Source organism: Paenarthrobacter sp. TAF1 (genome assembly GCF_052113825.1).
Lineage (GTDB): Bacteria > Actinomycetota > Actinomycetes > Actinomycetales > Micrococcaceae > Arthrobacter > Arthrobacter nicotinovorans.
The window spans coordinates 106969-126761 of record NZ_JBFRDO010000003.1; the positions used below are offsets into that span (position 1 = coordinate 106969).

Here is a 19793-nt window from a genome sequence, read left to right on the forward strand (position 1 = left end):
TTCGGGCTGCTCGAAGGATACCCAGGACCCACCATGACCAAAATCTTCAACGACCCCGCCGAGTTCGCCGATGAAGCCCTTGCCGGTTTCTGTGACGCCCACTCGGACCTCGTCCGGCAGGTGGATGGCGGCGCCGTCCGTCGCAACCGCCCGGCCTCGCCGAAGGTCGCTGTCATCACCGGCGGCGGTTCAGGACACTACCCGGCCTTCGCCGGCATCATCGGGCCGGGCTTTGCTGACGGTGCAGTGGTGGGAAACATCTTCACCTCCCCGTCATCTCAGCAGGCCTACTCCGTGGCCAAGGCCGCCAACTCCGGTGCCGGCGTCGTCTTCACGTACGGCAACTACGCCGGCGATGTCATGAACTTCGGCATGGCCAGCGAACGCCTGAACGCCGAGGGCATCCGGGCAGAGAACGTTCTGGTCACCGATGACATTGCCAGCGCCTCACCCGGGGAGATCGGGAAGCGGCGCGGCATTGCCGGGGATTTCGTGGTCTTCAAGGTCATGGGTGCTGCTGCCGAAGCAGGACTTGACCTCGACGCAGTGGTTCGTCTGGGAAGCAAGGCGAATGGGTTGACACGAACCATTGGCACCGCGTTTGGCGGTTGCACCTTCCCCGGAGCCGACCAACCGTTGTTCCGCCTTCCCGAGGGACAGATGGGCCTTGGGCTGGGTATCCACGGCGAGCCGGGACTGTTCGATACCGAGCTGCCGTCCGCCGTCGAACTTGGCCGCGAACTGGTGCGCCGGGTCCTGGCCGAAACTCCGGCGGGCGCTTCCCGGCGACTCGCTGTGATCCTCAATGGCCTGGGTTCCACCAAGCATGAGGAGCTTTTCGTCCTCTGGTGCACCGTCGCTCCCCTGCTGCGCGAAGCCGGCTACACGCTGGTGATGCCGGAGGTGGGTGAACTGGTGACCTCGCTGGATATGGCCGGTGCGTCGCTGACGCTGACCTGGTTGGACGATGAGCTGGAGCAGTACTGGACCGCACCTGCCCTGACTCCGGCCTATCGCCGTGGCTCTGTTGGCTTCGATGCCGGTGTTTCCGAGGTCGCCCACGAGGATTCCGCGACCGAAGCTGCCGACTACTCCTCCACAGCTGAGTCCCGCGCGTATGCAGCACAGTGCCTCTCGGCCCTGGACACTACCGCATCGCTGCTGCGGGCTTCCGAATCGATGCTGGGGGACATGGACGCGATAGCAGGCGACGGCGACCACGGCCGCGGCATGGTGCGCGGATCCGCAGCTGCCAACGAGGCCGCAGCAACCGCGTTCGAGCGGGGTGCGGGGGCCGGTTCGGTCCTGATCGCGGCCGGCGACGCCTGGGCAGACAAGGCCGGAGGTACCTCGGGCGTTCTTTGGGGTGCCGGGCTGCGCGCCTTCGGCGAGCGGTTGGGTGATGCAGAGACCCCGACGCCGGACGTCCTCGCCGAGTCTGTTCGCGCCTTCGCGGACCGCATCGCGGGCCTTGGGAAGGCCGAGATGGGCGACAAAACAATGATGGATGCCCTGCTTCCGTTCGCTGCGTCGCTGGAGGAACGCATCGCTTCCGGCATCCCTGTCGAAGAGGCTTGGGCAGTTGCTGCGACTGACGCTTCGGCCGCTGCCGCGTCCACCGCTGACCTCCGCCCCCTCAAAGGCCGAGCCAGGCCACTGGCCGAGAAGAGCCTCGGTACGCCGGATCCCGGGGCGACGTCGCTCGCCATGGTGTTCACCGCCGTCGGACCCCATTTCACCGCAGTTCCCGTAGCTGCCGTTACCAACTAGGAGAATTCCATGCGCATTATCGTGGGCGCCGACGAAGCCGGCGTTGATTACAAAGACCGGATCATGGCCGACCTCAAGGCCGACTCCCGGATTACTGAAGTGATCGACATCGGAGTCAACCACGCGGATGAAGACTTTACCCGCCCCTACCCATACGTTGGAATCGCTGCCGGAGAGATGATCCGCGACGGCAAGGCCGACCGGGCCATCCTGTTCTGCGGCACGGGAATCGGCGTGGCCATCGCGGCCAACAAAGTACCCGGCATCCGGGCCACGGCAGCACACGATTCGTTCTCCGTCGAACGCTCAGTCCTGTCCAACGACTGCCAGGTCCTCACCATGGGTCAGCGCGTCGTGGGCGTGGAGCTTGCCCGTCGCCTGGCCAAGGAGTGGATCGGCTACGCGTTCGATCCATCCTCCGGCTCAGCCGCGAAGGTGAAGGTGCTGAGCGACTTCGAGGGCTGCTAACCCTCCAAAACGGCTGCACAGTCATTCCTGCCTGCCTCACCAGTAGCATTGGTCCAAACAGGCCCGAGCAGGAGAGCTGATGCCCTACATCGTTGACTTCAAGAACGTTTCCACTGTGGGACTCGAGTCCTCCCCCGTAGCGGAAGCCGCCGCAGGACTACGGGCCAACGAAGCCCGCTACTACAAGAACAAGTACGACCATGAATTCACGGTCAGCCCCGCCGACGAGCTCCCCGACGTGGTGGACAGGGTGAGCCGGATCCTCAAGGAAGAACGCGACATCGTGATCAAGTCGCGGCCACTGGAAGCCACGTCCTTCCAGGTGGAGGACCTTCAGATGGCCTACGTTTTCTACGAGTCCGGGCTGTCCATCAACGTCATGTACAGCGTTGGCGAGGGAAAAAGGGCCGTCGGGTTCAAGCTCTCCGACGGCATGGAAGTCCCTGAAGAACTGGAATCAAAGTTCAAGTTTGCCCGCCAGAAATCCAAATTGGCCGGCACCATCCGCGGGTCCTACTTCGTCATCAAGGGCGAATACTGACCCTGCTCAGGGCAGCTTTAAGCCCATGAAGGCCGTACGTGCGGACGAACCCGCCCGCACGGCCTTCACGGAACTATTCGATGAGCGCGGCGGCCTGGTCCATGAGCGCGCCTGCTGCTTCCGGCCCACCGGCCGCGGCTTCGGTACCTGAGGCCGTGGCCGAGATCAGGACACCGTCCTTGACGGCGTGCGCCGTGTAGATCGCTCCCGTTTTCCCGTCAGGCATAACCATGAGCGTCTTCAGCGCCACCGTGCCGGGCACGCCGCCAACACCTCCGATCTTTTCGGTGGAGGTTGTTATTGCCTCTCCCTCCGCGGAGAACGTCATTTTCCGGCACGTTTCTGCCAGGGACTTGCTTGACTCCACGCTCTCCTGCAGCACGGCAGAGTCGACTCCGGACGTCAGCGATACGTTGCTGATGAAGTCGCCCACCTTGGCCCGGGCCGTCCCCGCGATGCTCGAACCGGAGATATCGTGCGGAACTCCAAGAGTGCGCAGGTCCTTGCAGCTTTCCGGTTCAATGGTGGCCTTGCCGAAGCCGTCCAGCAGTGAGGCGTACTGGCCCAAGAGCTCCTCACCGGAAAGTACGGCGGGACTGCTGCCATCAGAGGCCTTGATTTGCCCGACCAAAGCGACGAGTTCTTCGTCGGTGTACTGCTTTGCCGGGGACGGTGTGCTGGAGGCCGTTTCGCTGGCCGCAGCCGCCGTCGAGTCCTGCGATGCCGGCGTAGTGCCGCCGCATGCCGTAAGAGTCATCGCAACGATTGCTGATGCCCCAAGTCCGAGCAGCAAGTTCTTCTTCATATGATTCCCCAATAAGTCATTGATAAACCCGCGGACGCGGACCGAGTCAACACTACTGGCCCGGTCACGTTGTCAGGGGAGGGCCACAAGAAGATTAGAACCCGCCGCCACCGCCGGTATCGCCGGCCATGTTGGCGAAGCGCGAATAGTGGCCTTGGAAGGCGACCACGATGTCCTTGGTGGGGCCGTTACGGTGCTTGGCGATCAGGATGTCCGCTTCACCCGCACGCGGCGATTCCTTGTCGTAAACGTCTTCACGGTGAAGCAGGATGACCATGTCGGCGTCCTGCTCGATCGAGCCTGATTCACGGAGGTCGGAAACCATCGGGCGCTTGTCTTGTCGCTGCTCGGAACCACGGTTCAGCTGTGACAGCGCGATGACGGGAACCTGGAGCTCCTTGGCGAGCAGCTTGAGTGCACGCGAGAACTCGGAGACTTCCTGCTGTCGGGACTCAACTTTCTTGCCCGAGCTCATGAGCTGGAGGTAGTCAAGGATCACGAGCTTGAGGTCATGCTGCTGCTTCAGGCGGCGGCATTTCGCCCGGATCTCCATGAGGGACATGTTGGGGCTGTCATCAATGAACAGGGGAGCATCGTTCATGCGGCCCATGGTGGTGGCAATCTTGGACCATTGCTCGTCCTTGATGGTTCCCTTGCGGAGATCCTGGAGGCCAATGGTGGCTTCTGCGGAGAGCAGACGCATGGCGATCTCGTTCCGGCCCATTTCCAAGGAGAACATGACAGTGGCCAGGTTGTTCTTGATGGCAGCCGAGCGGGCGAAGTCCAACGCGAAAGTGGACTTACCAACAGCCGGGCGGGCTGCGATAACGATCATCTGGCCCGGGTGGAGGCCGTGCGTCAGTTCGTCGAGCTCGTAGAATCCTGTGGGAACACCGGTCATGCCTTCGCCGCGGTGGCCCGAAGCTTCGATCTCGTCCACAGTGGACTCCATGACGTCCTTCAACGCCACGTAGTCCTCGGCGGTGCGTTTTTCAGCCACCGCGTAGACCTCGGCCTGTGCTTGGTTGACGAGGTCCTCCACCTCGCCGTCCTGGCCGTAGCCCATCTGCACAATCTTGGTGCCGGCATTGACCAAGCGGCGGAGGACCGCTCGTTCGGCCACGATCTCCGCGTAGTACCCGGCGTTTGCGGCGGTGGGAACAGTCTGGATGAGCTCGTGAAGGTAGGCGGGGCCGCCGATCCGGTTGATCTCGCCGCGCTTGGTCAGCTCGTCCGATACCGTCACGGCATCAGCAGGTTCACCACGGCCGTAGAGGTCAATGATGGATTCATAGATGGTCTCGTGCGCCGGCCGGTAGAAGTCATGTCCGCGGACGATTTCGACGACGTCGGCGATCGCATCCTTGGACAGCATCATGCCGCCCAGTACTGACTGTTCGGCAGGAATGTCCTGGGGAGGCTTCCGGCTCGAGTCCGAAGCGCGAGTGCCCTCGATTGAGTCCAAGTGCGTAACTGACAAAGCCGTCCTCCATTTTTGTACCGCTGCAGGGCTGAACTCCCTGGCGGCCTGTACAGCGCAGTGTGTGGCTAAACCGTCCGCCGGGGTTGCTCCGAGAATGTCAGGCAGCTCCGACAAAATAGCGGTATCCACAAGTTATCCACAGCCGCTTCCCTGAGATCGTCACCGTAAGCGGCTTTTTGCGACCAAGGAAACTCGACTCGGGGATATCCGTGCCCAAAATGGACACTTCAGACACGTTACAGCAGGTACCCGAAGACCCCTGTGGATAAGCTGTGGAATACCACCTCCACGTTGTGCACAGACTGTGCACTACTCTGTGGATAGAGAAATTCTTTTGACGGAATCAACACTCTGACCTGCGGAAACGCTTCTCACAAGCTGTGGACTAAAGAAAGATTCAGCGGAAAATCATCCACAGCCCCAAGGGTTCCAAGGAGGCCCGGAGTGGCTAAAAGCACCATAAACATGCCCCAAATGTGATGCATCTTACTTTTCGTGGCTGAATTTGACACTATCCTCTCAGAAGCCTATGCCCACCGTGGAATGTGCTGTGGATAACGCAGTTCTGGCATAAGCTCTAAGCATGGGGATGAACTTTGGTGACGTGTTGACGATTGCCCTTCCGCTTCTTGTCCTCCTGGGCCTGTTGTGGGCCTTGACTGCGGCCTTCAAACCACGGGACACCGGGGTGTCGGATGCTGAGAGATACCAGCGGGAACTGGCAGCCCGCTCCGCCGCGCACCAGGCTTCCCAGGTCCAAGCGGCGCTGGCCCTTCGAGCCCGCATCGAGGCCACCACCAAGCCGAGCCAAAACGAAGCCCAACACAGCCAGCAGACCGAGCAGAACCGCACGGCAGTCCAGGCGCAGGCGGCCCGTTCGCAGGCCGCCGGCCAGCAGGGCCACCAACCCGCTGTGCTTCCCAACGGCCAGCTCAACCCCCAGCTCGCCTTCGAGCTGCAGAACCTGGTCCGAAGCGGCAAAAAGATTGAAGCCATCAAAGTTCTTCGCCAAGCCACCCACTCAGATTTGCTTACCGCCAAGAACTACGTAGATCGGCTCTGACAACGCCATGGATTCCATCCTCATTCCGCTCCTGATCCTCATTGCGGTGGTGGCGGGAGTGCTCCTGCTCATTCATTCCTTCACCAAGCGCTCTGCTGAAACAAAGGCGGGCAACGACGCAGCAAATGCGCCAATGGACCCCGTGGATCTGGCCAAGGAGTCTGCGGCCAAGCTCAACCAGGAACAGCACCGCCAGCTGTACTCGCTCATAGCCCAGGGCCAGGGCATGGCGGCGATCAAGCTGTATCTGCAGGCCACGGGTGAGGGGCTGCGGGCCTCGCGCAACGCCGTGGGTGCTTTGGCGGCACACCCGCAACCATTCACGCCGGAAGCCCCGGCCAAAGACCTGCTCGCGGATGACGACGATGAACCGGAGCGTTTTCCCTACCGCTACAGGGCAATCGTCAGCAAGGGTGACGTCACCCGCGAAGTGAGCAGCAATATGCTCAACGACGAAATCTACGGACGGATCCGCACGTTGGCCAAGAGCGGTGACGTGGAAGGCGCGGCCTTGGCCCTGACCCGCCATTCGGACATCAACATCAAGCAGGCCCGTGAATTCATCGAGCTTCTGGACGACTAGCTAGAAGTCAAAGAGGTCGCCCAGAAAGCCTTCCTTCTTCTTCCGTTTGCGGCCGTACTGGTCGCGGCCACCATCCCGCCGGTCGTAGTCCCGACGGTCACGGTCATGATGGTCGCGGTCATGATCGTGCCGGTCGCGGCGGTCCCTGTCGTCGTACCGCGGTTCCTGCGGACGGGATTCAAACGGGTTGTAGAGGGGCGGCGGGGCGATCGGCGGTTGTGGTGGCGCCTGCCGGCTGACGGCCGGGCCGGTCTCAGCTGCTACGCGGTCAATAATCTTGTCCAGCTCACCGCGGTCCAGCCACACTCCCCTGCATTGCGGGCAGTAGTCGATCTCCACGCCGCTTCGTTCGCTCATCACCAGGTCAATGGAATCCACAGGACACTTCATGCTTGCCCCAACGACCGGCACGCGCTAAAAGTTCGGCCTACCTGCCGGCTGAGATTCCGGCCAGCAGCTGCTCGAACGGTAACGACTCGAGGGCGTTGTCCTTGCGGTGCGGCTGCGGGCCGCTGAGCAGTTGCACGAGTTCACCCGCGGCCCGGTCCACCCGCGACGAAAGTGGCGAGGCGCCGTCGTCGGTGTTTCCCCAGTCCTGCGGCCCCGCGAAGACGCCCGTAGCCGCGATCCTGGTGCGCAGGTAGCTGAACAGGGGCCGCATGGCGAAGTCGAGGACCATCTGGTGGCGGTCGGTGCCGCCCGTCGCGCCCAGCAGTACGGCCTTGCCGTCCAGCGACTTGGGATCGAGGACGTCGATGAACGACTTGAACAGACCGCTGTAAGAGGCGCTGAAGACGGGGCTGACGGCGATGATGGCGTCGGAATCCTCGACGCCGGCAATCACCTCCGCGAGGCGGGGTGCGGCGTAGCCGGTAACGAAGTTGTTGGCGATGTCCACCGCCAGGTCGCGCAGCTCGACGATGTCGATCTTCGCCTCATAGCCGGCTCCGCGCAGCTGCCGCTCGGCAGAAGCTGCCAGCTGGTCCGCCAGCAAGCGGCTCGACGACGGGACTCCGAGTCCGGCGGAAAGTACGGTGATGCGGCGGGTTTCCATGGCATTCTCCTGTTGCTTGTTCATCCAGCTTACATGCATTTGCATCTAAATCTAAGAACAGGGACCCTTCCGGAGGTATTCCCTCCTGGCCTACGGAGCCTTGAGTTGCTGCAGGAACTCCACAGTAGCCGCGGCGATCTGCGCCTGCGCCACGGACCTGTCCACGCCCGGCTGACCGTCTCCGGGCTGCGCTCCGTAATTTCCAAAGAAGGCATGGTTCCCGCCTTGGACCGCGACAAACCTGGTGTCACCCGGCAGCAAGTCGCGGGAGGCATCGATCTTCGCCGGAGTGCTGAGGCCATCTTCTGTTCCGGAAATGGACTCGACCATCAGCCCCGCACGCTCCCGGAGGGAATCCAAAGGGTAGGAGGCGTACAGAAGCAGCCCGTCCACATCGGCGTTGCCAAGCGCGAAGGAACTGGCACTCACCCCGCCGAGCGAGTGGCCCCCCACTGCCCACGTGGTGATGGCGGGGTGGGCGGCCATGGCGCTGCGGGCCTGGTCTCCGTCCAGCAAGCTGAGGTTCAGGGGCTCTTTCAGAATGACCACCAGGAACCCGGCATCGGCGGCGGGCTTGAGCAGGTCCACGTAGGCGCGAGCTTCAACCCGGGCGCCCGGATAGAACACCAGACCTGTACTGACCTCACTCGCCTCGGGAGTCAGCACGATCGACGTCGGATCCTCGGTGATCGAAAAGCTGGACGCCGGGCCTGAGGCCTGGTCAGCAGGTGGCTGGTACGCGAATGGATTGAGCCAGAAGAGCATTGCCACAAGCGCCAGCACCGCCACGCGCCCAAGCCAGGCCCCGACCGTCCGCACGACAGAACGCGGCCGTAGTGCGCGTCGACGCCGCCACAGCAGCAAGCCCCACACGAGCCCGACGACGGCGGCAGTCACCAAAAGCGACGGAAGCAAGGGGTGGCCCCGCAGTACGGCCGGGTTCCCCGCAAGCATCCATGCCGGCACCAGGACCAGTACCGCGGCACAGACAACAGAAGCCCAGAAGAGGAGGGGAGTGCGGGTTATCCGACGTTCAGGGGAATCAGCCATTCCCCCATAATAGTTCCATCATGGAGATACTTTGGCGGTATACCGCGCCAGGAAATCGAACGTCCTGTCCCGGGCCTCCTGTGCCTCGCTGAAATTCAAGTGGAACTGGTATTCGTGCGGCAGCTCGGGCTCATGATTGGCCGGCCAGAACAGCTCCGTCACCGGCACCCCGGCGTCCTTTAGTCGGTTGCTGTACGGAACGGATTGGAGCCAGGTGAGGCCGTCGCCGTTGCCGCCGCTGATGAACGTCGGCGGGAAACCGGGGGTAACAAAGTCGATGGTGGACATGGTGGCCCCGGCATACGTGGCAGACCAATCCTTGGTGCCGGTGTAGGCCCAAAGGGAAGTCTTGAAACCCCACGCCACGATGCCGTTCAGGTCAGCCATGGCGCGAAGATCGTAGACACCGCAATGCAGGATGGTGGCAGCAAGCTCCGATTTCCGGAGGGCAGGCTGGATTCCCATGAGATTGGCATACTCAGGGTTCACCGTGAGCGTGGTCATCTGGCTGGCCAGCTGGGCGCCGGCGGAATCCCCTGCGAGGACGATGCGGTTGGTGTCCACATTGAGCTCGGCCGCGTGCGCCTTGATATACGCCAGGGCTTCATTGATGTCCCGCACAGCGGTCGGGTACGTGGCCTCCGGCGCGATCGGATAGCTCATCCCAATCGTGGTGTAGCCCTTGGCCGCCAGAATCTGCAGATAGGGATTGACGTCGCGTTGTGCCCCGGAAATCCAGGCGCCCCCATGAATCCACACGACCGTAGGAAGGGGAGCCGCGGTGCCTTGCGGGCTGAAAACGTCAAACGTGGAGCCTGGCTTGTAGACAACACCGGCTTGGGTTTCCAGGGGCGTGTCGGGAACGTAAGGCGTCATCTCGTCGATGGTGGCTTGGGCACCCCGTTCAAAAACACTGCGGATGAGCAAGGCCGAGGGCCAGGGCGTAGCGGAAAGAGCCAGGGCCAGGACCAACACCACCAGGATGGCCAGCTCGAGCTTCCGCAGCCGTGAGGTACGACGTCGTGGAACCTTCGGTCGCGGTGGCACTTGAGCCGTTTCGGCTTTCCCTGCACTGGCTTGAATCGAATCCAAAGGCCCCATCACACACTCCCCCAGTCGGCGCATCCCTGGACCCATGCTAAGGCGGGGAGCCGTTGGATGGGATCAGGACAGCGGCCGTGCCGCCGAGAGCAGGACGCCCTCACCGCCGTCGAACGTCACCGTATGAAAACCCGGGCCACGCGCGACCTCCCGAAACCCCCATTTCCGGTGCAGTGCCAACGAGGCCTGGTTGCGGGCGTTCACTACGTACCAAGCGTCGCCGGCCTGCTGCCAAATCCATTGGAGCCTTGCTTCGGTAAGCTCCTGGGCCAGCCCTCGTCGTCGGAAATCCGGCAGCACGGTGATGCCGGCCAGATAATGACCGGCGGGCGCCGATCCGTCCGGGAAATCCCATTGGTGCGTTTTGGCCCAACCCACGACGGCGGAGCCTCCGCCCGCCGGTACGTCCGGAGGCATCCCGGCCACAAGAACCAAACGCCCGGGATCAGCGATGGCGCTGCCGATCCTCAGCCCGAACGCCCGGGCGGCGGCGGGCGCGGTCCGGCCAGCGGCCAGCTCCACCGCGACGATGCCGGGAACGTCCACCTCGGTGGCGGTCCGGATCAGGAAACCCATAGCGTGAGTCTACTTCCGTCACCGACAATGCCCGCCAACGGCCGTAACGATGGTGGAGCCGGCCATACCGTGCCAGAGTGTAAGGGGTTCCTTACTGCTGCCCTCGCCAGCCACGCACGAAAGAAGACCATGACAGAGCAAACAATCGCCCCGCTGGACGGCGTCCGGGTCCTGGAGCTCGGCAACTACATCGCGGCTCCTACCGCGGGCCGGCTCCTTGCCGACTTCGGCGCCGAAGTCATCAAGGTGGAACGTCCGGGAACCGGTGACGAATTGCGCAACTGGCGGCTCCACAAGGGCACCACCTCCATGCTCTACCGGACGCTGAACCGGAACAAGAAGTCAGTGGTCCTCGATCTCCGCACGGATGCCGGCAAACAGGCGGTCCTGGAGCTTGTGGCGAAGTGCGACATCCTGTTGGAAAACTTCCGGCCGGGCACCTTGGAAAAGTGGGGCCTCGGCCCGGAAGTCCTGAACGAGGCAAACCCCGAGCTCATCGTCACCCGTATCTCCGCCTTCGGGCAGACGGGGCCACTGTCCGGACGGCCCGGTTTTGCCGCCGTCGCCGAAGCCTACGGCGGGTTCCGCAACTTGGTGGGCGACCCGGACCGCGCACCGGTGCGCGTCGGCGTCTCCATTGGAGACTCGATCGCGGGACTGTACGCCGCCTTCGGCTCCGTCATGAGCCTCTTCCAACGCGAAGCACGACGCCGGGACCCGGGTTCCGGCGTTCCCCTCACCGAACGCGTCATTGACGTTGCCCTGCATGAGGCCATGTTTTCGATGATGGAATCACTGATTCCGGATTACCAGGCCTACGGCGTGGACCGTCAGCGCGTGGGTGGGCGGATGGAAGGCATTGCCCCCTCCAACGCGTACGTGTGCGGGGACGGCGCGAGCATCGTGGTGGCCGGCAACGGTGATTCGATCTTCCAGCGGTACATGCAGACCATCGGACGCCCGGACCTGGCCGAACGCCCGGATTTGCAGGGCAATGCCGGGCGCTGGACCCGGCGTGAAGAGCTCGATCAGGCAATTGGCGAATGGACGGCCACGCTGCCTGCCGCCGAAGCCCTGGCCGTGCTGGAAGCCGCCGGCGTCCCCGCGGGACCCATCTACACAGCGGCGGACATCAGCGACGACAGCCAGTACGCGGCACGGAACATGATCCAGAAATTCGATGTTTCCACGGGCGAGGAGACCATCCCCGGCGTTGGGTTCCCCGGGATTGTGCCGGTCATCGGCGGTCAATCCCTGCCTATCCGCAATCTCGGGCCGGACCTCGGTGAGAACACCCAGGAGATCCTCGGTGGCCTGCTGGGCATGAGTGCGGGCCAAATCGATGCCGCATCCGGCCGTGAGGAGGCAGTCCGCTCATGAACCACGTTGAGAACCCCCTTGCCGGAACACTGGGCCAAGCCATCCTTCGGGACGTCACTCTGCGCGACGGCTTGCAACTCACGGGCAAGCTCCTGACGGCTGAGCAGAAGATCGAAACCGTCCGGGAGCTGCTGCGCCTGGGCGTGCCCGCCATTGAACTCGGCTCCATGGCCCGCGCCGACCTGGTTCCCACCATGGCCAACACCTTGGAAGTCGTCCAGGCGCTTACGCCGGACGAACTGGAGAAGTGCTGGATCTGGGTAGCCACCCCCGGCCACGTGGCGAAGGCATCGGCTGCGGGGGCGCGGAACTTCCAGTACTGCCTGTCCGCCTCGGATTCCCACAACAAGGCGAACATCGGCCGCACCACGGATCAGAGCCTGGCGGCCCTGCCCGAGGCCGTCGAATACGCACGCGCCGTGAACGGGCAGATCCAGCTGTGCATCGCAACATCTTTTACCTGCCCGTTTGAGGGCAACATTTCCGAAGAACGCATACTCTCGATTGCCAATGATCCCCGCGCCGAGGGCACCACGGACATTGTCATCTGCGATACCTTGGGCCAGGCGGTTCCTGCCCAGGTTGCCGGACTGGTGGCACGTGTGCGGGACGAATCCCCTGCCCGCCGGATCGTCTATCACGGCCACGACACCTGGGGTTTGGGCGTGGCAAATACCCTCGCAGCCATCCAGGCAGGAGCTGCCATGGTGGACGGCGCTTTGGGGGGTCTTGGCGGCTGCCCCTTTGCCCCGGGTGCCAGCGGCAACACTTCCAGCGAGGACATCCTGTTCGCGACCCGCCCGGACTGGCTGACCCCGGGGATCTTTGGCGAACTCGTGGTGCTGTCGGAGACGTTGCTGGCGGAGCTTGATGAGCCGAACCGCTCCAAGTCAGCGCAGGGCGCACGATCCAAGGCCGACGCTTTCGACTGGGTGGTGCGCTCCTAGCTGTGCCGCCCGGCCCCGCCCAGGGCCATGAGTTCCAGCCGTCTGAGGGTTTCGCGGTTCCGGACTGCAATAACGGGATCACGCAGCTTCTTGGGCACCATCTTGCCCGGTCCACGCACGGCATCCTCAGCAATGGAAACCCTGCATTGCGAGTCTCCAACGTCTTCCAAGGTGATGCGCACTGTGGCTTCGCCCAGGGGCCAGCCCCTCGCGAGAAGCTCCAGCATCCGCCCAGGTTCGACGGCGGTCACGCGGGTGCTGTCGTCGATGAGGAACGGCCAGGAGCCCACGGAGTGACGAAGCCCGGACCCCTTCTCCGGCCAATGGTCGTCAACGGAACGGATTCTTGAGGCGCCAACCACCCACCCGGAATACAGCCAGCCCTCCTGGACAACCTTCCAAACATCTGCGGCAGGGGCTTTGAACAGCTGCGTCACGGTAGACATGTGAACCTTTCTGCGCGCGTACGGATGGTGCAGTGGACACTAAGCTAAGCATGCTTAGTGTTTTATGGCCAGTGACCTCCAGCGGTCACAATGACGGCTTGCTGGCCTTGCCGTCCAACCAGAGCATGTCCGACTCGTCCCGGTGGCTTCCCTCGGATCCCACGTGCCGACTGTCGATCTGCGCTCCCTTCTTGATGACATGCACCAAGGCCATTCCGTGGCCGCGGCCGAGGCCGTAGTCCGCCTTAAGCCACTCAAGGATGGTGCCCGCCTTCACCGAGGGGTCGCTGAAGCCTTTGGTTTCCGCGATCTCGACCAATTGCCGCGGCGTGAGGCCTGTTTTGTCCTCAATGGCGTCGAGGTAAGCCTGGAATGACATGGATACCGCCTTTCATGGCAACTCCTTGGGCGGAGTTGAAAGCTGTGCGTCAGCGACATCGTACCCGCGCCCCCAGCGACACCTACACTGATCGCATGGTGTGCCGAAAAGGGCGTGTCCTCGCCGGGCTTCTGGTGCTGGCGGCGATGATGCCTGCCCTGTCCGCCTGCGACTCCGGTGCCGCCTCCCCGCAGCCCTCGGCGAGCACCAGCGCCGGAGCCATCGCCGTGGAAGTCAACCAGTCCCGTGACCAGTACGGCAAGCAAGCCATCCAGATCCAGTTCACCAACACCACGGCCACGCCCCTGACAGTGACCTCTGCCCGGCTTCGTTCGCCCCTCTATGAGGAGGAGATTCTCTGGCAGCGACCCGAAAGCGGCCTCGAACTGCCCCCGGGACAGCCCAAAGCTGTGCCCACGGCACTGCCTGCGGCGGCCTGCGGAGCAGCACAAGACACCTCCGAGCCGCCGATCGGAGCAACCTTGGAGTACTCCGAACCCGGCAAGGAAGCCACGAAGGAAACCACTGGGGCCACCGACCCCTTCGGGGTGCTGACCAGAAACGCAACCGAACTCTGCATCGCAACTGAAGCTGCCGCCGTCGCCACCATGGTGCTGGACCCCGAGCTGAAGGTGGCAACGGACGGACGGACCGCCGTCGTGCGACTCATCATCACCCCGGCCACGCAGGGCGGGGGGCCGCAAAGCCTCACCATCGAATCGATCGACGAGACTACGTTGCTGGCGCAGTCCCCAGGTAACTCCTGGCCCACGAACGTCACCGTGGGCACGGACAAACAGGAACTGCCCCTGACCATCCGCCCGGCACGCTGCGACCCCCATGCCGTCGCCGAAGACAAGGTGGGCACGCTCCTGCCACTCAGGATCAGGCTCGGAGGACGGCAGGGCCTGATAAAGGTCCCGGCATCAAATGACCTGCGTGGTCGCATCTACGGCTTTGTCACCGCCGCCTGCGCACCTGCAGGCTAAGAGCCTTATCCGAGTGTTGCGAGGGCGCGGGGAGCGCACTCCACCGTGACCTTGACGTTGGCCTCCACGCTCTTCACCTCGCCATCCATTTGGTAAGGAAGCGGCTTGAGGGTGGTGAATTCGTAGTTGCTCACGCTGGGCTGGTCCCCCAGGCCCTGGGTGGTGGCCTTCAAGGCAGTCAGGAGCACGCGCCACTTGGCCATGTGCGGGAAGGTGATGACCTCGAACTTGCCGTCCGACGGGTGCCCGTCGGCTTCACTCAACGTGGCGTATTTGGCCATCTCGTGGATGTTCGCAAAGACCAGGCTGTCGAACTTGCGGCGTTTTCCGTCGGCCAAACGGATGGCGAACGGCTCGAATTTGGAGAAGGTCTGTATGACAGTGACCATTTCCTTGAGTGCGCCTTTGCTGCCCTTTTCCAGTTCCGTGGCAACCACCGGGGTCAAACCGAAGCCGATGTACGAATGCGCATATTCAAGCGGTTCGTCACCTTTTTGCCCTGTGTGGATGCGGAGAAGGTCGATGTTGTGGACATGCCCCTCGGCAATGGCCTCTTCCAAGGGCTTGGTGGCCATGATCCGGCTGTGGTCATTCGCGTTGCCTGCCGCCCGGACAGCACATACTGCCTTGGGGTTACCTGCCTGCATGACGCCATTGACGACCTCGTTGTAGCCGCCGTCGCCGCTCACCGAGACCACGAGGACGTCCCCGCCCTTGGCTGCCGCTTCCCGCGCCAGATCCACGGCGTGGCCGGCGTGCTCCGTCGGCTGGAGGGTGATCTCGGGCTGATAGGTGAGGAGTTCCTTCAGCTTCTCCTGCAACTGCTGCGCGAGCTCCGGCGCATCCCCCGTGCTGTTGGGATTGAAAATGATAACGATCGACTCAAAGGTCCGGGCAGAATCCACGATGTACTCCTGATTCATTGCGAGGTCCCTTATTCAGGCGGTTGTATCCTCGGAGGTTCCCATAGTATTCGCAACCCGTGGGGGTTTCGGATATACAGCGAACGTGAAACCATGAAAATGGGTTCCCAGATGTGAACCTTTGTCGATCAGCTGGATGCGGCGTGGTGCTGCGGCAGCAGCGGGGAAATCCCATGGACTCACGCCAGACAGCACGACTACTCGTCCTTGAGCATGAGATCACCCTTGACGATTTATGGGCTTGGTACTGGGCAAATGGCGGGAATGCCATGCTTTGGGACTTTGACGCCTACCTTTTCGGGATCCTGGAACGCGATCCCTTCGATCTCAGAATCCTCAGCTGGGCCATGGAAGACCTGGAAGCCCGTTCACTCCTCTAACTGTCCTCAGACTGTGTTGCTCCCGCTTTCCGCTGCGCTTCGATCAGGTGCCGGGTGGAGTGCGCAACAAAGGGATGTCCGGATCTCATCCGGCCATCCAGTTCCTTGAGCTGGTCGAGGTACCGTTCCGGCGTGAACCCGGGGATCCACCACACGCATTTGCGCAGGATCCACACCACCGCACCCACGTCAAAGAACTCCATGCGGCACCGGGCCGTTCTGAGGTCCGTCACGGTAAGCCCGGCGGCTTCTGCTGCTGCAACCTCGGCCTGCGGGTCGCGGCCCTTCCGCTGCTCGGGCAGCGGTCCCAGGAAATATTCGATGAGTTCAAAGGCCGACGCCGGCCCAACGTGCTGGGCGAAATAGTGGCCGCCGGGGACCAGGACGCGGTGGATTTCATTCCAGTCCGGGCTGACGGGGTGCCGGGCAGTGACCAGTTCGAACGACCCGTCAGGGAAAGGCAGCGCATCGCCGGCGGTTGGCTCCACGATCTGCACGCCCCGCGGTCCCAACAAGGCCCGGGCGCGGGCGGCGTTGGGTGGCCATGCCTCTGTGGCTGTCATCCTTTCGGGAAAGCTGCGGGCCTCTGACAACACTTCTCCGCCACCGGTGTCCAGGTCCAGGGCGCTTCGGACCTGGGCCAGGCGGTCTGCCTGCAACGCGGCGAACCCCCAGGGCGGGCGCTCTTCAGTGGCGCGCTTATCCAGCCATCCGAACCCCCAGCCATCCACGTCGGCTTCCATGGCCTCCGCAATCAGGGTTTCGAGGTCCCTCATCATTTCTCCAACTCCGCCGGCAAGCCGGCACTCCCGCATTCGTCCATTTCGCCCGGGTTTCGCGGGCCCCATGCCCAACGCTACCGGGAGCCGGCGCCCGTTCCGCCGGTAGGGTTGCACCATGGGGTCAGTACTGGAAGCCGAAGGCTTGCTTGTGGGATATGCCGGAGCTCCAGTGTGTGGAGAGGTATCCGCTTCGGTGGCTGCCGGCGAAGTCCTCGGAATCGTGGGGGTGAACGGTGCCGGGAAGTCGACGGTAGCCAGAACCATCGCAGGTCGCCAGGCTCCCCTGGCCGGAGACGTGAGAGTCCACGGCCTCCTCATCGATCCCGACGCGGTGCCGTTCCGTCGGCAGGTAGCGGCCGTTTTCGACGACGACCTGTTCTTCCCCTCGCTCACGGTCAGGGAGCACCTGCTCCTCGTTGCCCGCGGCCATTCCGTAGCCGACCCTGAAGGGCGGGTGGAAGACGAACTCGGGTTCTTCGGACTCCTTGGCAGAGCCGACGCGATCCCGGATGCCCTCTCTTCCGGGCAACGACGCAGGCTCCTCCTCGCAGCAGGCCTGATCCGTCCATCCTCGCTGCTGATCCTTGACGAGCCGGAACAGCGCCTCGATCCGATGATGCGGGTGGCACTCGGGGTGCGCATCGCTGAACACGCCCGGAACGGCGGTGCCGTGGTGCTGGTGACCCACGATCCGGAGTTGTTGCTCGCCACGGCCTCTTCCTGCCTGGTCATCGACCATGAAGTCCGCGAGCTGGAGCCCGAGCGGGGAGCGTCGATCATTGCCGGGTCCTGAGTTACTGACAGTTGATGGTTCGACGGCGGACCGTCACCTCGCCGCGGAGATCGTCCGGTTTACCCGCAGCACCACCCGGCGTTACAAGCGCAGCCGGGTTTCGTTGAGTGAACGCTTCGTCGACGCGTACAGCTGGGGACTTGGCATTGCCGTTTCGCTGACCATCGCGGCCTCGTTCGTACTGGCCCTCCGCAACGAGATCGCCGACCACAGCTCCGCGGGCAGCAGCATCATCGGGGAACAGTGGCTTGTCCTCCCCGAGTCCGTGCTGTGGACGACCGTGACGTACGCCTTCCTGCTGATCGTGGCCAACCTCGCCCGGAAGCTCGGTCCTGTCACGGTGGGTGGACCTGAGAGCACCTGGTGGCTGTCCCTCCCCATCGACCGCCGCCCCATGGTCCTGCCCCCATTCCTGCGCAAAGTGGTTCTCACTTCGGCCGGCCTGGCCATTGTTTTCCTGCCGTTCAGCATGGTCACCGCTGTTGACCGCACGCCCATTGGGCATCTTCTTGCATCAGTCACCTTTGCTGCGGCCGGGGTCATCGCCGTGGCGTTAGCGGCCTTCCAGCAGCTCGGCATGGTCCGACCCCGGCTTGGCCGCGCGATGACCATGGTCGTGCTCCTTGCCTGCGCGGTCCTTCCTGCGCTCCCTGAATCTCCCTGGCCGGCAGCGCTGGCCGGAGCCACCGCCGTCGTACTTCTGGTCCTTGCGGGTCCGCGCACGGGTGAGGTGCGCAGCGAGGAGCTGATCCGCGGCGGGGCGGTGGCCGGGCACGCCGGAGCTTCCCTGTTCATGATGGATTCCAACGAGGTACTGCGTGCGCTGGGCGCCGGTCGGAAAACGGTCGACGGCGGCAGGGCGGCGGGCTTCTTCTCCCGCCCGGCCGGAGGTCCGCTTCGGGCGCTGATCCGGGCGGATGTTGTGGCTTTCCTCAGGCTGAATCCGCCCCTGCTACCTTCATTGCTGTGGCTGGTGGCCTGCGTCGCCATGCTGTTGGTCGAAGGCGGCCTGCCCGAATTCGCGCAGTTGGGCATCATCGTCATCGCCGGCTGCGCTACGGCTTCCGGCATGGGCGGCGTGGCCCGCAAGGCGGCACTGGTGCCCGAACTCGATGCGTTGCTCCCCCTCCACCCGGCGCTGGTCCGCAGCAGCCGTGCCCTCATGCCGTGCCTGGCCATGGCCGTGTGGATGGCCGCCCTCAGTGGGCTCCTGGTTCTTTTGGGCGCTTCCGATCCTGCCCTGATTGCGGTAGGTGCCCTGGCAGGAATCGGGATGGGTGCGGGATCGCTCCGTTCCGCCACCAAAGCCGCCCCGGACTGGTCGGCTCCCCCGGTAGACACGCCCTTCGGCCCCGTTCCACGCGCCCAGCTGGGTTCCCTCATGCGCGGACTCGACGTGACCATCCTGGCCATGGTTCCGCTGCTGGTAGGGCTCTATCTTGGCTACACTCCGTGGGCTGTGGGGATGGTCCAGGCCCTGTTCAGTGCGGGCATCGTCATGGTTGCAGTGCTGTCCAGACCCAAGCGGGCGTGAGGGCCGGGGCGCTACAGGAGCAAGGTCGGGCCCTGTCAACAGAGGTAGGTGTTACTCACCATGCCCGCAATATGTATGAGTAGCACGCCGTCCGTGTCGCAGGTTTTGAAACTTTTTTTGAAATTTTTTTGGCCCTGCTGGTCTACGGGAGCGCAGGTGATTTTCCTGAGTGAGGCAAGTGCCAGATTCATGACGCCGAAATTGCAAAGATCATCCCCTAGGGCACTAAATACATAATTGTTACGCGATTTGATGAAACTTGTAGATTCAAACACCTGCACCCTAATCCTTCTCTGGACCAATAACGGGGTTGACCGGCACAACTTCGTACGCAATGCTCCTTCTTGGCTGCAAAATGTCATTCGGCCGAAGACAAACAGCCCTCTCAAGTGATCCAGAAGAATCTATTCGCATGATATTGAAAGGAGCATTTCCATGTCGGCATCAATTACACGAGTTAAGCGTGATATCAGCCCAGCCGTGGCCAAAGCGGCTAAGGTCGGCGGCGTGACGGCTGCCCTGTTCGCAACCTTGTCCGTGGTATTCCAGGCCGTCGCTACCCTCGGCATCTCCTCGGGTCTGGCGACCAATCTGTACTTCGCGCTCAACGCACTTTCCTGGGCCGCGTTGGCTGCAGGCATCGTCGCCTCGTTCGGAATCGGCACGGCCCTCGCAGGCGTCATCTTCGGACTCGTCAAGCGCTGGGCACTGAAGCAGTTCGTGGCCTGGTAAACCGCAGCAAGTGA

Annotated in this window: 23 protein-coding genes; 12 read left to right on the top strand and 11 right to left on the bottom strand. The window is 63.2% G+C overall.

Annotated features, from left to right (window positions below; translation table 11 throughout):
- The first annotated feature begins 33 nt into the window (after nt 1-33).
- The 3 genes from AB4Y81_RS05025 to AB4Y81_RS05035 all read left to right on the top strand — a co-directional run bounded on the left by AB4Y81_RS05025 (nt 34) and on the right by AB4Y81_RS05035 (nt 2779).
- Nucleotides 34-1770: a dihydroxyacetone kinase family protein gene (locus AB4Y81_RS05025; RefSeq protein WP_441995459.1), complete on the top strand. Its 1737-nt coding sequence runs from the start codon at nt 34-36 to the stop codon at nt 1768-1770.
- 9 nt (nt 1771-1779) lie between these two features.
- The gene (locus AB4Y81_RS05030) at nt 1780-2238 is read left to right on the top strand and encodes a ribose-5-phosphate isomerase (protein ID WP_018779420.1); all 459 of its coding nucleotides are present in this window, start codon (nt 1780-1782) and stop codon (nt 2236-2238) included.
- A 79-nt stretch (nt 2239-2317) separates the two neighbouring features.
- Entirely contained in the window at nt 2318-2779 is a 462-nt protein-coding gene (locus tag AB4Y81_RS05035; protein ID WP_018779421.1) for a hypothetical protein, read from the top strand.
- A 73-nt stretch (nt 2780-2852) separates the two neighbouring features.
- On the opposite strand, the gene AB4Y81_RS05040 is transcribed toward AB4Y81_RS05035, so the two are convergent.
- Both AB4Y81_RS05040 and dnaB read right to left on the bottom strand, forming a co-directional pair.
- Nucleotides 2853-3584: a hypothetical protein gene (locus tag AB4Y81_RS05040; protein WP_441995460.1), complete on the bottom strand. Its 732-nt coding sequence runs from the start codon at nt 3582-3584 to the stop codon at nt 2853-2855.
- Nucleotides 3585-3678: 94 nt separating this feature from the next.
- On the bottom strand, nt 3679-5064 hold the full coding sequence (gene dnaB, locus AB4Y81_RS05045) for a replicative DNA helicase (RefSeq protein WP_018779423.1): 1386 nt from the start codon (nt 5062-5064) through the stop codon (nt 3679-3681).
- Nucleotides 5065-5656: 592 nt separating this feature from the next.
- Here dnaB and AB4Y81_RS05050 point away from each other — a divergent pair.
- Together AB4Y81_RS05050 and AB4Y81_RS05055 are read left to right on the top strand one after the other, a co-directional pair.
- Nucleotides 5657-6130 (top strand): hypothetical protein, encoded by a 474-nt coding sequence (locus AB4Y81_RS05050; RefSeq protein WP_441995531.1) that lies wholly within the window; start codon nt 5657-5659, stop codon nt 6128-6130.
- A gap of 7 nt (nt 6131-6137) precedes the next feature.
- A complete protein-coding gene (locus AB4Y81_RS05055) occupies nt 6138-6713 on the top strand; it encodes a hypothetical protein (RefSeq protein WP_039243491.1) in 576 nt (191 codons plus the stop codon).
- Here AB4Y81_RS05055 and AB4Y81_RS05060 read toward each other — a convergent pair whose 3' ends face one another.
- The 5 genes from AB4Y81_RS05060 to AB4Y81_RS05080 all read right to left on the bottom strand — a co-directional run bounded on the left by AB4Y81_RS05060 (nt 6714) and on the right by AB4Y81_RS05080 (nt 10494).
- Entirely contained in the window at nt 6714-7091 is a 378-nt protein-coding gene (locus AB4Y81_RS05060; protein ID WP_018779426.1) for a TFIIB-type zinc ribbon-containing protein, read from the bottom strand.
- 49 nt (nt 7092-7140) lie between these two features.
- Nucleotides 7141-7767 (bottom strand): FMN reductase, encoded by a 627-nt coding sequence (locus AB4Y81_RS05065; RefSeq protein ID WP_441995461.1) that lies wholly within the window; start codon nt 7765-7767, stop codon nt 7141-7143.
- Between the two features lie 90 nt (nt 7768-7857).
- Nucleotides 7858-8817 (bottom strand): alpha/beta hydrolase, encoded by a 960-nt coding sequence (locus AB4Y81_RS05070; protein WP_441995462.1) that lies wholly within the window; start codon nt 8815-8817, stop codon nt 7858-7860.
- 18 nt (nt 8818-8835) lie between these two features.
- Nucleotides 8836-9864: an alpha/beta hydrolase gene (locus AB4Y81_RS05075; RefSeq protein WP_229778690.1), complete on the bottom strand. Its 1029-nt coding sequence runs from the start codon at nt 9862-9864 to the stop codon at nt 8836-8838.
- Nucleotides 9865-9981: 117 nt separating this feature from the next.
- Nucleotides 9982-10494: a GNAT family N-acetyltransferase gene (locus AB4Y81_RS05080; protein ID WP_018779430.1), complete on the bottom strand. Its 513-nt coding sequence runs from the start codon at nt 10492-10494 to the stop codon at nt 9982-9984.
- A 129-nt stretch (nt 10495-10623) separates the two neighbouring features.
- On the opposite strand from AB4Y81_RS05080, the gene AB4Y81_RS05085 reads away from it, so the two are divergent.
- Nucleotides 10624-11874: a CaiB/BaiF CoA transferase family protein gene (locus AB4Y81_RS05085; protein WP_018779431.1), complete on the top strand. Its 1251-nt coding sequence runs from the start codon at nt 10624-10626 to the stop codon at nt 11872-11874.
- Nucleotides 11871-12821, top strand: a complete 951-nt coding sequence (locus AB4Y81_RS05090; protein WP_018779432.1) for a hydroxymethylglutaryl-CoA lyase — start codon at nt 11871-11873, stop codon at nt 12819-12821. The genes AB4Y81_RS05085 and AB4Y81_RS05090 overlap by 4 nt, the downstream gene beginning before the upstream one ends.
- Here the strand turns inward: AB4Y81_RS05090 and AB4Y81_RS05095 are convergent.
- A complete protein-coding gene (locus AB4Y81_RS05095) occupies nt 12818-13267 on the bottom strand; it encodes an SRPBCC family protein (protein WP_064722385.1) in 450 nt (149 codons plus the stop codon). The genes AB4Y81_RS05090 and AB4Y81_RS05095 overlap by 4 nt on opposite strands.
- Before the next feature lie 85 nt (nt 13268-13352).
- Entirely contained in the window at nt 13353-13646 is a 294-nt protein-coding gene (locus AB4Y81_RS05100) for a DUF4287 domain-containing protein (RefSeq protein WP_064722384.1), read from the bottom strand.
- Between the two features lie 95 nt (nt 13647-13741).
- Here AB4Y81_RS05100 and AB4Y81_RS05105 point away from each other — a divergent pair, with 95 nt between their 5' ends.
- Nucleotides 13742-14635 (top strand): hypothetical protein, encoded by an 894-nt coding sequence (locus AB4Y81_RS05105; RefSeq protein WP_441995463.1) that lies wholly within the window; start codon nt 13742-13744, stop codon nt 14633-14635.
- Between the two features lie 5 nt (nt 14636-14640).
- Here the strand turns inward: AB4Y81_RS05105 and AB4Y81_RS05110 are convergent, their stop codons facing one another.
- Nucleotides 14641-15558, bottom strand: coding sequence for a diacylglycerol/lipid kinase family protein (locus AB4Y81_RS05110; RefSeq protein ID WP_275777049.1), 918 nt, complete (start codon nt 15556-15558; stop codon nt 14641-14643).
- A 173-nt stretch (nt 15559-15731) separates the two neighbouring features.
- Here AB4Y81_RS05110 and AB4Y81_RS05115 point away from each other — a divergent pair, with 173 nt between their 5' ends.
- The gene (locus AB4Y81_RS05115) at nt 15732-15938 is read left to right on the top strand and encodes a hypothetical protein (protein ID WP_035734196.1); all 207 of its coding nucleotides are present in this window, start codon (nt 15732-15734) and stop codon (nt 15936-15938) included.
- Here the strand turns inward: AB4Y81_RS05115 and AB4Y81_RS05120 are convergent.
- Nucleotides 15935-16714 (bottom strand): class I SAM-dependent methyltransferase, encoded by a 780-nt coding sequence (locus tag AB4Y81_RS05120; protein ID WP_441995464.1) that lies wholly within the window; start codon nt 16712-16714, stop codon nt 15935-15937. The two genes, AB4Y81_RS05115 and AB4Y81_RS05120, sit on opposite strands and share 4 nt — an antisense overlap.
- Nucleotides 16715-16835: 121 nt before the next feature.
- Between AB4Y81_RS05120 and AB4Y81_RS05125 the strand changes: the two genes are divergently transcribed.
- From AB4Y81_RS05125 to AB4Y81_RS05135, 3 genes are all read left to right on the top strand, one after another.
- Complete coding sequence (locus AB4Y81_RS05125; protein ID WP_039243499.1) at nt 16836-17513, top strand: ABC transporter ATP-binding protein; 678 nt, start codon at nt 16836-16838, stop codon at nt 17511-17513.
- Nucleotides 17458-19047, top strand: a complete 1590-nt coding sequence (locus tag AB4Y81_RS05130; RefSeq protein ID WP_441995465.1) for a DUF6297 family protein — start codon at nt 17458-17460, stop codon at nt 19045-19047. Before AB4Y81_RS05125 ends, AB4Y81_RS05130 begins: the two co-directional genes overlap by 56 nt.
- Nucleotides 19048-19482: 435 nt before the next feature.
- The gene (locus AB4Y81_RS05135; RefSeq protein ID WP_079582254.1) at nt 19483-19779 is read left to right on the top strand and encodes a hypothetical protein; all 297 of its coding nucleotides are present in this window, start codon (nt 19483-19485) and stop codon (nt 19777-19779) included.
- The last annotated feature ends 14 nt before the right edge of the window (nt 19780-19793 follow it).